We start from the raw sequence: 12,561 nt of genomic DNA, 5'->3' as shown, positions 1-12,561 counted from the left end.
TTGGGTCAAACTGAGAAGTCCGGACGTGCAACCGGCAGGTCGGCTTTACCCCCAACTTCGGACATAGCCTTGCACCGCGCAAACTGACGCTTTGTGCCAATAGGCGACGTTGCGCCAATGTTTGGCTTGAAATGTCCGTCAACCGAGGCGGCACCCGACGCTCTTAGTCGTCGACCTTTTCGGACGTGATTACGCCGGTCTTCGGATCGGCGTGAAAGTCCATCTTCTGGCCGTTCTTGATGCCTTCGCCTTCCCATTGACCGTCGTCGGCTTCTAGTTTGGTGACCTCCGTATAACCTGACTGAAGAACCTTTTGCTTTACCTGTTCGGCAGGCATCCAGTCCGTTCCCGGCTGATCGGCCTTGACGAGGTTCAGCGAACTTGCTGAAAGGGCCGCAGTGAAAACAACTGTCGCCAATTTGTTCATTGCTTAGCCTCCTTTGCGCGTAACGATCAATTCGGCCGCAATGTAAGGGTTGCTAACCACTAACCCTTTTTCTTCGCGGCCTTCCGCTTTGCCTTTAGAATGTCGGCCTGACTGCGATAGGCCCGCGCCATGCTCATGTATCGTTGCGAGATTTCGACATCCGTCACGGCCTGGGCCAATCCGCTCAGCCTAATCGGCCTGCTTGCGGAGGAATTTGGTCTCTTTCACTATCGTTGGGCCCGACAGAAAGCCCCGCCTGCACATGGCAGGACGGGGAAGTTTGTGCTGAGCGCCGGTGTCAATCTTCCCGACGCCATCGCGATCATAAGGATATAACGATTACTTGGAAATGGCAGTGAACTACGCGCTTTGCCAGGAACCGCCGCCGCCCGAGCTGCGTCGGCCGCGGTATCGTTCGGGCGGAGGCGGAGCGCCTTCCTCCGCTCAGTCATCCAATTTGCGTGCTGCGCTGAGCACGCGGCCGCTGTCGGGATCCACGTGCACAACGCGCAACCCATTCTGCTCGATGTCTACCACGTAAACCACTTGGCCTCTTCTAGGCTTGGCCTCGGCGGCGGCAATTATGCCGCCGGGAAACCGCTTTTCAGCAAGTGCAATTGCTTCAATCATCGTGACCTTGGCTTGCTCAACGGCCTTCACCCGCTCCAAATCCTTCGCTGCCACGTTTTTCCGCGTGACCTCGATGACGCTCCCGGTTTGCATATCAACGCTCACCTTGTGTAGGTTGTGCGCGTCGTCTTTTGCCAGTTCGATGGAGTAGATGACTTTACCGCCCTTTGTTGCCACCAAATCTGCATCGACCGGTTTTCCTCCGGGGATCTCCTTCTGAGCGACGGAAATCGCAGCGGAAAGCGTGACCTTCGCTTGCAGCAGCGCCGCCGTTTCGCGCTTGCTTTTGGCGAGCGTGGGATCGAGCGAGGCGCCCAACGACAGCATGACAAGGAGAGTGCCGGTGATGCTGAGGTACCGCATTGATTCCTCCTCGATTGCACGTAATCCGTAACTCACCGGAACAGCATACTCCCTCGCGGACCGCTCGGTATGCTGTCAACCCAATTGACGAAACGGACCTTAACCTTTCGTGAACGCCCAGCAACGCGAAAGGCCGCCTGAGGCGGCCTCTTCGCTCTTAGTCATCGAGCTTTTCGGAGGTAATCACGCCGGTCTTGGGATCGGCATGAAATTCCATCTTCTGTCCGTTCTTAAGACCCTCGCCTTCCCATCGGCCATCGTCGACTTCGAGTTTGGTTACGTGGGTATAGCCAGAGTTAAGAACCTTATCGATCAGGTGCAGGGCGGGCATCCAGTCCGGCCCCCGCTGATCGGCCTTCGCCAGATTGACCGATGCGGCAGACAGGGCGAGGGCAAAAGCAACAAATGCAAATTTTGTCATTACGGACCCTCATCGTTGTCAAGAGTCACTGGGAATTTCAACCTACGGGAAGCGGTCCATGATCCACGATTCGCCCCTCGCGAGAGAAAAGCCCGAGAGAGGAGCTGACGACGCCGCCCACTGGCTCATCCGGCAGCCAACAAATGGTATGCCAGGACAGTTATCACCGGCCATCCATTCAAAAGGATTACTCCTTCTGAGCGCAGAGTTGGGGCAGGGAACAAGATCTTCATATCTTCGCGGGCGGCCCGAGGTTGTTGAATTTCGGATCACGCCGACCGGAGACTAAGCAGGCCATTGCTGCATCAACTAGGCCCTGAGGATGCGCGGCTCAAACGCGCGGCGGATGTCCGAGTTGGGTCAATCGCGTCGGTTTGGCCGGACTACGGCGACTTCCGGTCTACCCCGATGAACAGACATTCTCAGTGTCCGCCGGCATGTCTCAAAGGTGCCAACAGCGGACTAAAGCACGATGAGCGCAGCGGTGTCGCCAGCAGCACTTGCGTGATTACCCCTATCCTCGTGCAAGATCGAGTAACCGATCCCTCTCGGGAGTCTGGGGCCGCGCGCGCCCTGCGCCCCTTCGGCTTCTATATGTGGCAATCGCAATCGCGATCCATGTTGCGTGGAATGCGAGTCCGGCCAGCAGGACGAATTGACCGGGAATGGGCCCAATCGCTGCTCGCAGCCAGAACTCCTGCACCGAGGCGACCGGCGCCGGATGGATCAGCAGTTTACCGACGTACGCGGTCACCTGGATCGCGAAAATCCAGCTGTAGTTGTTGCGAAGCCTGCGGCCCACTGCCTCAGCGTAGGTAATATGAAGGTTAGGGGCTCGGTAATCCTGGTAGAGAATCTCGTTCCAGCCATTCTCGACCTGAACGCCCTCGCCGCGGAGAATTGGCCCAAAGAATTGGACTTCGAGGACATGCGCGCGCATGCGCCAAAAATCAAAGAAGCGGTAACGCCGCGCCTCGATGAATAAGAAGGTAGCAACCAAGAGCCCGACAAGCACCAGCGGCAGAGGGGACGCGGATTCGCTGCTAAACGTGAGTGACAGTGCGATACCGGTTGTAAGGACCGCCCAATTGGTCGTTGCATCGAGGCGTGTACGCCAGACCGTGCTACGGTACAGCTCGCCGCGATAGAGGTGCGATAACGCGGTGATATCAGCTGGGTCGAATGCAGATGGCTTACCTTCGATATGGGGTTTCACTCATCGTTTTGATCCCTTGCGCGTTTATGTCATTCACGACCCCAACACATGATGCTGCTTGGCGATGTTCTATTATGTCCACCTGTTGTCACGGCCCAAGGGAAAAAGCGGCCCTTTGGGTGTGTTGTTTACGGTGCAAGGAACGGACTCAGGCACCGCAGCAATTATCGTCGCTAATCACCTCGTCGGCGCGGCCGAGCAGCGTAATTGGAATGTCGAGGCCGAGAGCCTTAGCGGTCTTGAGGTTGATATTCAGGGTAATGTCCATCGCCTGCTCGACGGGAAGCTCCGCCGGACGCGCCCCCTTTGAGGATGCGATCAACATAGCCCGCGGCGCGTCGCCAAGGCAGTGAACTCGTTCATAGCCATTTTGCGTCATCCGATACATAACGTAGGCGCAGAGGGCACACGCTATGACCCAACCTACGAAACGCATACCCACATGGCTGACGATTGACGTGCTGGTGATCGTCATATCGCTGGCGATTATCGGGATAGGGATAGCGACTGCTCCCTAGCCACGGGCCGATCGCCCGAAACGCTAAGACAACGTATCCGGCTTGCAACCGCGTCAAGGATCGGTTCTGACAGCGGCCAACAGCTATTGCCAAAATTGGTACATCCAGACTGCTGGCTTTCCGAACGGTTCAATTTTCATATCATCGCAAACCAGAGGAGCTCTCTTGTGTGCGCGCTCCGCGAGAAAACCGCGTTGGCTCAATCCAGCCCCCTGTACCGCAGCCAGGGCATGTATCTCGTCGGGGTGCGCAAGCAAGAATTGCCTGGCGCAACGCTCCTCGGGAACGCTGTGGATGTGACCTGGAAGCGGAACGGCGGTGAACATGCGTGGTCGTTTTTACGGATTAGTCGAGTTTTTGATCTATCAAGTACCAAACGCCGCTGCCCGGGTTGCATCGGCTGCGAACAGACCGCTGCCAAACGCGACGGGCGGCCAAAAAACGCCTCGGCGGACACGGGGCTTTCCAATGTGGACATTTCTTACGATCAATCCTCGCGCTGGCAGAAACTCGAGGCGGTACCCGACGAAATTTTCGAGCGCGAGGTGCAAGACAAAACCCACATGCCGACTACGGCCGGCCTGATCCGCGCTGCTGCCGAGCGAGGCCATGCTGGTGCACCTGACCACAAAGCTCCAGCTTTGGCGCAACCCTGCGCCGCTCAGTCGCCTCCGGTTGGATATCTCCGGGCGAGGAGATGCCAGAGCGTTCATCAGGCTGGGGCCGTAAGTTCCACGAGCCGATCGCGCTGCCGGGCAGCGGCAGGCTCGTCCCTCACCCGCCGCTGCGATCTTGACGCGCTTCAAAGAGACCGGCTGATCGCAATCCGACAGGCAATCCAACCGACACACGCGGTTAACGTTCCGTTAACCTTACGGAGCAAGACTTTGCCTGCCGGGGCCGGGCGCATCATGAAAGGAGAATCCCATGCCAAATCTGGACGAGGCCATTCGCGAACGTGCCTACCACCTCTGGATCGCCGATGGTCAACCCGAGGGCCAGGCGGACATCTATTGGCTCAATGCTCAACGCGAAATTCTCACGACATCAGTTGAAAGCTCAGGCAGCAACGCTGCCGCCGCAGCGCCCACCGACACGAGATTGGTTGCGACGAAATCCACTAAAAAGGCAAAGGTCGCCCGATCGGGAAAAAACAAAACCCGCGCCGCATAGTCCATGCGAGCAGCCGTGACGACGGCTCCGTCATCAGCGGAGCGGGTAGCCCCGCTCCTGTTCGTCAAAACGAATCGAGGCCGATTTTCAGAAGTACCGGCGCTTCCGCGGCCGTTTCGTGGGAGCGCTCATCAACTGCCGCCCGTTCCAAGATCGCGCAGCGCCTGCGTGAAGTTCGACGAGGACAAGCCGTTGGCTAAGGAAGCGATGATGCGCCGAGAGTGAGCGACTCGGTAGTCCGGCCACCGCGGCGATCGTGGTGCTGCCGCCGCCCGCCAGGGCCTGGGTGACGTCATTCGATGCCTTCGGACGCAACGCAAGTTGCGGCGTGCGCTCGGTGATCTGACTGGATGATAGCCAATTTAACGCGGGAGCGCCGCTTCCATCTCCAATGGTCATCAGTTCGCGCCCCACCGGCGGGACTTTGATCGCTTTTTGACAGCTACTAATCCAAGCTCCCGCGCTTTCGTTTTCACCGAACCAACGTAGCGTCCAAGGGACTTCGATATTTCTGCCGCACTATGCCGCTGCCCGCTCATGGAGATCAGGGTCTTAACCTCTAGTTCGGTCCATTCCCGGGGCTTAGATGACTTCATCGCGAGCCAGATAATCTACGGAAAATCCAATGATGGGCTCCAATCTAGGCGAACAGGAGGCCAGGCACGATTTAGAGGTCGTTCGAGTGCAGTGCTCTCCCGACCGTGGCATGAAAAAATCTTCGGCCTGATGGAAGCTTGGCATGGCAGTGGCGGCAGTCGCACAACGTCATTCGCTTTGCCGAAAGCTGGCGCATCCTAGTGGCGACATTTCAGCTGAGCGTCGCGCCGGGTCAGTGACGTCTGCTTATGATCAAAAGCGTCGTTTTCACCGTCCGACGAAGACTTTCGGTGTGCCCTGGTGAACGGACATCGTCAGGGCCGGTCGGCATGTCTCAAAAGGGCCCAAAAGGCGACATGGCACCAGATGAGAACAACTCTTGCGAAACTGATTAAGTAGCCTTCAATCTAAGTTGCTATTCGTCAAATGAGCGGTCTGAGGCCAGGCTCAGAGCAGAGGTCTCCACAAAAAGTGAAAACCCGGTGCGCCGAGTGACACAGCAGGATACAGAAGACAAGGGCCCGGCAAAACGCTTCCATGTCGAACTCTTCATTGTCCACCCAACATTGGATCCGACAGAGATCAGCGCTGCCCTTGGCCTGGAAGCTCACGTTGCCCAACGTGGCGGGGATCCAAGAAAGACGCCGAAAGGCCGGCTCCTTGCGGGAAATTACAGGGACACGCGATGGAGACATTGCATGGCGTGTAGTACCAAGGATCAGTGGTTTGCCGCAGAGGTGACGAGCTTGCTAGATCGCCTTGAGCCTCACAAAGCGTTCTTTGCAAACCTGCGGCAGACGGGTGGGGAGGCAAGCCTTATCGTTCAATTCTTGGGAGACGGATATTTGTCGGATGAGATACCGCATGCCGCGCTTGTGAAGCTGGTCGAACTTGGGCTGGGGTTCGGCATTGAATGTTTCGTAGACCCACAATCATGAGCCCAGCTCTTTTCGACAAATGTCCGCAACGGGTCGATAGTGTTGCAGAAGTCTTTTGGGTCACCGAAGATAGTTTTCCAGGGCCATAGGCGCGACAATCGAGTAAGAATGTGGAGGACCACATCGACTAGCGCACAACTCACTAGCAACTTCGTTGGCGCGCTGGAGGGTACATCGATCGACGACTGTCGCTTGGTTCGCTTTTTAGCGGAAAATTATTCGCACCGCGTTTTGGGACTTTTGCAACACTATCGGTCGTTTTCGGAAGTCGGCGACGGCATCGCTAAGGTCTGCTTTGCCCCCATAGACGGACCTCCTCAGTCCGGCCCGTCAGGTCCGAAAGGGCCAACAGCGGGCAAGCGGTTACGTGCACCCGTCGACAAGCACTAGTTTGCTTGTCGTCGTGTTATGGCGCACCTTGAATAGGGCTTGAATGTCATGGTCATTTAGAAATGCTTCTGCCTTTTCGCGTGCTGGAAATTCGATAATGACCATACGTTCGGGGTTCCAATCGCCCTCAATTGTCGTTGGTTGCACTCCTTGAACTATGTATTTTCCGGAATGCTTTTCGATGAATGCAGGGATTTCGGCGATGTATTTCTTAAAGCCCCCAAAATCATTCACCGACAGGTCAAGCACCAGATATGCTTTCATCGTTACCTCGCGAACAAGCGTCAGTCGTGGTCCCGAGGACTAGCACAAGGCCGCGTTGTTTGATGCCGGCCTTCAACGAGAAAACTTCCGCTGTGGGTCAATTGCGTCCTTCCGATCGGTAGAATTGGACAATGTACGTCTCCAATTCTCTGAAAGCCGACGCAGATTCAGAAGGTTACAGCTTGAGAATGGCCATCCTCATTAACTGAGGAGGTCATCATGACCGATGTCCCAAGCACCAATGAGAACGTCTCGAAGTACGTCCCATGGGATACGGGTAAGATCGTCGGCGCCAAGCCGCCAACCGGCCGAAGCACGTCTGGGCAATCCGGACGAAGCTTCAGGTTGAAGGCCGGACCCGTGATTTGGCGCTGATCAACGTTGCTATCGATAGCAAACTTCGTGGCCGCGACGTAGTAGCCCTGAAAGTCGACGACGTCGCGCCAAGCGGCTATGCAGCCGACCGCGCGAGCGTCCGACAAAAGAAAACGGGACGGCCGGTCAAGTCGAAATTACAGAGTCAACGCGCCAAGCTATCGATGATTATCTGAGGGCGACCAGTAAGAAACCGGGCGAATATTTATTCACCGGTCGGCGAGGACCTGGCCGCAGCCTAACCACTCGGCAGTACGCGCGGCTCTTGTCCGATTGGCTTACCGACATAGGGATGGATCCCCACCTGTTCGGGACGCACTCACTGCGTCGAACAAAGGCGACCCTTATCTACAGGCGCACCGGCAACTTGCGGGCCGTGCAGCTCCTCCTGGGGCACACCAAAATCGAGAGCACTGTTCGATATTTGGGAATTGAGGTGGACGACGCGCTCGCAATAGCAGAACAAGTTGACGTCTGAACTTCCCGGGCAGAGCGGACATGCTCTGCCCGTCGATTACAGGCAGCGTCGGGCCAAATCCGGACATGCCCTGGCTTGGCCCCAATCCGATTAATTCAGGGTGAATAGACCAAGCGCGGCGCGAACATCGCGCAAAGTGGCATCTGTGATCTCACGCGCTCGCGCAGTGCCGCGCTTGACAACTTGCAGCACATAGCCGGGATCACGAGCGAGTCCGCGGCGACGGTCTCGGATTGGCGCGAGAAGCGCCTGCAGCACGTCATCCAGACGTTTCTTCACAATGCTGTCGCCCAAACCGCCACGGATATAGCGTGCCTTCAAATCCTCAACCGCAGCGTGATCTTCGTCGAACGCATCTAGGTACGTGAAAACCACGTTGCCTTCGACGCGACCTGGGTCGGATGCCTTTAGATGGTTTGGATCAGTGAACATGCGCCGGACAGCTTCACGTATTTCATCGGCCGTGGCTGATAGCTGAATAGCGTTGCCCTGCGACTTGCTCATTTTGGCTTTGCCGTCGATGCCGGGAAGGCGTCCGACGCGAGGAATAAGCGCGCGGACTTCGGGCAACACGTCAAGACCAGCTTGGCGATTGATGCGGCGAACGACCTCATTGGTTTGCTCGATCAATGGAGCTTGGTCTTCCCCAACCGGGACAATCGTCGCTTTGAAACCGGTGATGTCGGCGGCCTGGGCGACGGGATAGCAGAGAAAGCCTGCTGGAATATCTCTGCCAAAACCTCGCGCCTGGATTTCGTCCTTGATGGTTGGGTTGCGCTCAAGCCGGGCCACCGTCACATAGTTCATGTACAGCAGGGTCAAATCGGCCAATGCCGGAAGATGCGATTGAAGACAGATCGTGCTCTGGTTCGGGTCGATCCCGACAGCCAGGTAGTCTGTCGCGATCTCAAGGACATTGTCACGCACCCGACCAGGATTGTGCGCGTTGTCCGTGAGTGCCTGGGCATCCGCCAGCAGCAGGTACTGCTGGTGTGTCGTCTGTAGGGTGACGCGGTTCTTCAACGAACCGACGTAGTGCCCCAGGTGCAACGGGCCGGTGGTTCTGTCGCCGGTCAAGATAACAGGGAGGGCTGACGAATGTTGCATCGCGGTTCTCCAGATTAGAACCGCCATTCAATCGGACTGTTGATGCAGGCAACCTCGCGAGCCGATGAACGGCGGCGACGGTTGGGTGAATGACAAAGCCGTGCCGCTCCTAAGTGGAGCGCCACCACAAGTTCGCGAACGTGATCACGACGACAGTCATGCGGCCGATATTGACGAAACTTCCGAGGAAAGCAAGCCGGCTTGATGTCTCAAATGGGTCAAAAGCGGCGGTGGAAGGGAGCGAGGAATGTCCGGTTTGCCGCTGACAATCGACGTCACAAGGGCTTAAGCGCGGTTCGGCTGTGGGCCAATTCCGGACCTCAGCCAAAATGATCTTCATAATCGCTTCCTATCAGTAACTAGGGCGCGGACTGTGCCCGCTGCCGGGTTGCTGAGACGCCCCTTCACCGAACTGATCATCGTATAGCTCACGAACGGCTTGGTAACATTCGCAAGAGCGCCGTTTCACGAGCTCGATGTCAACGATTCGAACGTGTCCTCGTCGGTAGGAGATCAGACCTTCTTTTTGCAGTTGTTTTGCGACACCGCTCACGCTGCTTCGCATAACTCCCATCATCTGTGCCAGGAACTCCTGAGTGAGAGGTAACTCGTCACCCGCTAAATCATGCATCCGAACAAGCCACTTGCACATTCGCTGCTCGATTGTGTGGAGCGCGTTGCATGCAGTCGTCTGTTGTACCTGGGCCAGGAAGAAACGTTCGTACCTGAGCAACAGCGCAAGCAACTCGGGCGAGGATAGCGTAACGGTCTTCAGATGTTCGGCGTCCACGACGCTGGCTTGACCGGGCACCTGTACCATGACTTTGCTGAGCGAAACCTTGTTGTCGAGCGCCTGAGCAGCGCCGAACACGCCCTCTTTTCCGATCATCCCGGTTTCGATGGTCCAGCCGTCCTTTAGTTCGACTACGGACGACAGTATGCCTCCGTGAGGAAAGTAGACGTGTGGGACTCGCTGGCGGGTCTCTGCGAGCACCTGACCATGTTTGAGATCAACGACCCCGAGCTTGCGTCCCAGATCCTCGAGATCAACGGGGTTTACTCGCGCGAGAATATAATTTTTGGAATGAGCCATATGTGCTCTCCAGCCTTAGCAGGCAAGAGCACAACTGGTCTCTCAGCCACCGACGCCCACAGACATAGCCTGGCCGGTGATGTATCTAATGTGGGGGGTTCCACCTCGAATGGCGAGTCAATTCGGCTGTTTTGACCCGGTCGGAGCCCGCGTTCATCGTGTTGGAGCGGCATTCCAGCGTACTCCTTTCCCAATGGCGCTCCTGGCCGCCGTTCTCCTGGAAAATCCGCAACGGGTCACAAGCGGGCGAGTGCTCCGCCACATCGCCACGCCTGCTTCACCCTGTTGAACGGACATCCTCAGCGCCAATTTGGATTTCGTCTCAGGGCCAGAAGGCGACGTCACCGAAACAGCCGGTTTCCCACGCCAGATCAGGCCGATTTGTCAGCTGCTTTCGAATAGTTCACGGGCCACGAACGGGTTTGCGCGGCCTAATCAGGCCTGGCGCTGCGGCCGATAGTACGGTCGACGTCGGCAACCGCCCCGTAGAGGCGCTGCCGTGAGAGCCAATGAAGGTCGTCCATGCGTTGCACGATTCCTACCACAACCGGCACGTGGTGGCGTCGCGCAAGCTGCTCAAGGGAGAAAACGGACCACCAGGCGCGAAAAGCGACTCGTGTCCAAGTGCGCGCGTCCCAGCCGAGCAGGAGGACATCGGGCGCATACCTGCGCACCGCACGATTCAGGTTCCACGGGTACGTGACGATGATGCCCAGGCGCACCGGTCGCGCACCCTCCCACGGAAAGGATCTTGCGACGGCGGCAAAGGCAAATACGACCGAGCGACGGGCCACGTCGCTGGCAAACCAGCCTCTCGATGACTCCAGAGACAAGTCCCGTCTCCTTCACCTCCACGAACAGTTCAAGGTCAGTCGGCGAAAGAAGCGACAGTGCCGCATCGAGGGTAAGCGCATTCTCGACATGACGCGGCGGGTCGTGTGACACCACCAATGTGTCGGAATCCGCTGCACGGCAGACGTCGAATTCGACACCGGATATTCTGCCGTCACGGGCGGCACGTACGAACGCGGCGAGCGAGTTTTCGCCCCGACCCGCGGACCATCCACGATGCGCAATAAGCTTCATGACGAGGTCCGTAAAGCCAAGCTGCGCGCCGCGCAATCTCCCCGCAGAGAGAAATGTCAATCCGCGGCCCCGACGTTGACCCATGATTGGCGTCGGGCCAAGAGGCGACGTCACCGACAGCCGGCTTTGGGGCAAAGGCGCCGTTCGGAAAGTCGGACAGTCGCTTCCGGCCTACCCCCACAAGCCGACAATCTCAGAGCCCACCGGACTTCGCATTCGGGTCAATCGCGTCATTCCAATCTTGTGACAACGACTTCCGGCCTAACCCCTTAACCGGACATCAGCATGTCTCAAATGTGCCAGAACCGGCCATCAGCATCAATGCCGTCGAGAGCGACTATGCGCTCAATGTAAATGTCCAAGCAACTGGGCTCGGCATGCAGGTGTAGCTGCTGGCAGCGATTCCTGTTGAGCCCAATTTAGTCTGCTACGAGTCCACTTAGCGAGTTGCCGCCTCATCCATCGCGGCCTCAATAGCGGCAAACCGCTTCTTCACGTCTTCGCGCATCTCGGGATGCGTGAATACGTAAAGCTCGTCTTTTCGGATTGCTCTCAGAGTACGCTTGGCGACATCGGAGGGCTCAAGGCCGGACTGTTGGAGTCGTGCACTCTCAGCAGCTAGTTTTCCTCGAGGACTCATCGGGTCCAGTGCGGGAGCAGGCCCATACCGCTCCGGTCTATTTCTTGCGCTTCCGCTGATATGAGTGCGCACAAACCCCGGACAAAGCACCGTCACGCCAATTCCAAGCGAATTAACCTGCCGCGCCAAACCCTCCGACATTGCAACGACGGCAAACTTGCTTGTCGCGTAAGGGCTGAATCCTAGTCCGCTCTCCAATCCGGCCATCGAGGCGGTGTTTACAATGTGTCCACCTTCACCATGGGCACGTATCCGCGGCAAGAAACTACGGATGCCGTAGACGACGCCCATCAAATTGACATCGATTACCCACCGCCAAGTATCAAGCGAAATATCGTCTATGCCGCTGCCGCCAGCTACGCCCGCGTTGTTGCAGAGGACATGCACATTGCCGAATGTCTCAAACGTCTCGTTCGCCGCTTCGTCCACGCTGGCCGGATCGGTAACATCGCAGATAAGCCCACGCACTTTCGGACCGAAATCGCGAAGTCGCTCGACCGCCGCCGTCAAGGCGTCTTGCTCGATGTCAGCAAGCATCACATTCATGCCTGCCTCCGCAAAGGCTTGACCAAGTGCGAATCCGATGCCGTTTGCACCGCCCGTTATAAATGCTGTCTTTCCAATAAGGTCCTGCACTTACTTACCCCTCCGAAACAGCAGGTCATAGGGTCATCAGTAGCGCCAGAATTGGGCAACCGTCTACCATCTGGCTATGTCCGAGTTGGGTCTTGGTTGTGTAAAAACGCCCTTCCTAGGGAAGTCGATGAGAGGCCAGGATCGGTTCAGTCTCAGGCTGCGATTGCAGCCATCAGCGGCTTGGCTCCGACGATGTTCATGACCCGTGT

Annotated in this window: 11 protein-coding genes and 1 pseudogene; 2 read left to right on the top strand and 10 right to left on the bottom strand. The window is 57.2% G+C overall.

What is annotated here, in order from left to right:
* Window positions 1-163 precede the first annotated feature (163 nt).
* The 5 genes from IVA95_RS13505 to IVA95_RS13485 form a co-directional block, all read right to left on the bottom strand.
* A complete protein-coding gene (locus IVA95_RS13505) occupies window positions 164-427 on the bottom strand; it encodes a PepSY domain-containing protein (protein ID WP_247510929.1) in 264 nt (87 codons plus the stop codon).
* 444 nt (window positions 428-871) lie between these two features.
* On the bottom strand, window positions 872-1,420 hold the full coding sequence (locus tag IVA95_RS13500) for a PepSY domain-containing protein (RefSeq protein ID WP_247510928.1): 549 nt from the start codon (window positions 1,418-1,420) through the stop codon (window positions 872-874).
* Between the two features lie 157 nt (window positions 1,421-1,577).
* Window positions 1,578-1,841, bottom strand: a complete 264-nt coding sequence (locus IVA95_RS13495) for a PepSY domain-containing protein (RefSeq protein WP_247510927.1) — start codon at window positions 1,839-1,841, stop codon at window positions 1,578-1,580.
* A 514-nt stretch (window positions 1,842-2,355) separates the two neighbouring features.
* The gene (locus IVA95_RS13490; protein ID WP_247510926.1) at window positions 2,356-3,057 is read right to left on the bottom strand and encodes a DUF2270 domain-containing protein; all 702 of its coding nucleotides are present in this window, start codon (window positions 3,055-3,057) and stop codon (window positions 2,356-2,358) included.
* Window positions 3,058-3,205: 148 nt separating this feature from the next.
* Window positions 3,206-3,532: a hypothetical protein gene (locus IVA95_RS13485; protein ID WP_247510925.1), complete on the bottom strand. Its 327-nt coding sequence runs from the start codon at window positions 3,530-3,532 to the stop codon at window positions 3,206-3,208.
* Window positions 3,533-4,502: 970 nt separating this feature from the next.
* Here IVA95_RS13485 and IVA95_RS13480 point away from each other — a divergent pair.
* Window positions 4,503-4,748 carry a DUF2934 domain-containing protein gene (locus IVA95_RS13480; RefSeq protein WP_247510924.1) on the top strand — a complete coding sequence of 82 codons (246 nt, stop codon included), beginning with the start codon at window positions 4,503-4,505 and terminating at the stop codon, window positions 4,746-4,748.
* A gap of 1,898 nt (window positions 4,749-6,646) precedes the next feature.
* On the opposite strand, the gene IVA95_RS13475 is transcribed toward IVA95_RS13480, so the two are convergent.
* Window positions 6,647-6,937 carry a DUF1330 domain-containing protein gene (locus IVA95_RS13475; RefSeq protein ID WP_247510923.1) on the bottom strand — a complete coding sequence of 97 codons (291 nt, stop codon included), beginning with the start codon at window positions 6,935-6,937 and terminating at the stop codon, window positions 6,647-6,649.
* 219 nt (window positions 6,938-7,156) lie between these two features.
* Here IVA95_RS13475 and IVA95_RS13470 point away from each other — a divergent pair.
* A pseudogene (locus tag IVA95_RS13470) lies at window positions 7,157-7,790 on the top strand (tyrosine-type recombinase/integrase).
* A gap of 90 nt (window positions 7,791-7,880) precedes the next feature.
* Here the strand turns inward: IVA95_RS13470 and trpS are convergent.
* The 4 genes from trpS to IVA95_RS13450 form a co-directional block, all read right to left on the bottom strand.
* Window positions 7,881-8,897: a tryptophan--tRNA ligase gene (gene trpS, locus IVA95_RS13465; RefSeq protein WP_247510922.1), complete on the bottom strand. Its 1,017-nt coding sequence runs from the start codon at window positions 8,895-8,897 to the stop codon at window positions 7,881-7,883.
* A 352-nt stretch (window positions 8,898-9,249) separates the two neighbouring features.
* A complete protein-coding gene (locus IVA95_RS13460; protein WP_247510921.1) occupies window positions 9,250-9,990 on the bottom strand; it encodes a Crp/Fnr family transcriptional regulator in 741 nt (246 codons plus the stop codon).
* 431 nt (window positions 9,991-10,421) lie between these two features.
* Entirely contained in the window at window positions 10,422-10,823 is a 402-nt protein-coding gene (locus IVA95_RS13455) for a hypothetical protein (protein WP_247510920.1), read from the bottom strand.
* Between the two features lie 692 nt (window positions 10,824-11,515).
* Window positions 11,516-12,352: an SDR family NAD(P)-dependent oxidoreductase gene (locus IVA95_RS13450; RefSeq protein ID WP_247510919.1), complete on the bottom strand. Its 837-nt coding sequence runs from the start codon at window positions 12,350-12,352 to the stop codon at window positions 11,516-11,518.
* Window positions 12,353-12,561: the final 209 nt, after the last annotated feature.

This window comes from Bradyrhizobium sp. 157, from assembly GCF_023073815.1.
GTDB lineage: Bacteria > Pseudomonadota > Alphaproteobacteria > Rhizobiales > Xanthobacteraceae > Bradyrhizobium.
This window is presented reverse-complemented; position numbering and strand designations above follow the sequence as displayed.

Excerpts from the sequence above, each read along its gene's own strand:
- IVA95_RS13485 (WP_247510925.1), bottom strand. The coding sequence starts at position 3,532 with ATGACGATCACCAGCACGTCAATCGTCAGCCATGTGGGTATGCGTTTC.
- trpS (WP_247510922.1), bottom strand. The coding sequence starts at position 8,897 with ATGCAACATTCGTCAGCCCTCCCTGTTATCTTGACCGGCGACAGAACC.
- IVA95_RS13480 (WP_247510924.1), top strand. The coding sequence starts at position 4,503 with ATGCCAAATCTGGACGAGGCCATTCGCGAACGTGCCTACCACCTCTGG.
- IVA95_RS13495 (WP_247510927.1), bottom strand. The coding sequence starts at position 1,841 with ATGACAAAATTTGCATTTGTTGCTTTTGCCCTCGCCCTGTCTGCCGCA.
- IVA95_RS13475 (WP_247510923.1), bottom strand. The coding sequence starts at position 6,937 with ATGAAAGCATATCTGGTGCTTGACCTGTCGGTGAATGATTTTGGGGGC.
- IVA95_RS13505 (WP_247510929.1), bottom strand. The coding sequence starts at position 427 with ATGAACAAATTGGCGACAGTTGTTTTCACTGCGGCCCTTTCAGCAAGT.
- IVA95_RS13500 (WP_247510928.1), bottom strand. The coding sequence starts at position 1,420 with ATGCGGTACCTCAGCATCACCGGCACTCTCCTTGTCATGCTGTCGTTG.
- IVA95_RS13460 (WP_247510921.1), bottom strand. The coding sequence starts at position 9,990 with ATGGCTCATTCCAAAAATTATATTCTCGCGCGAGTAAACCCCGTTGAT.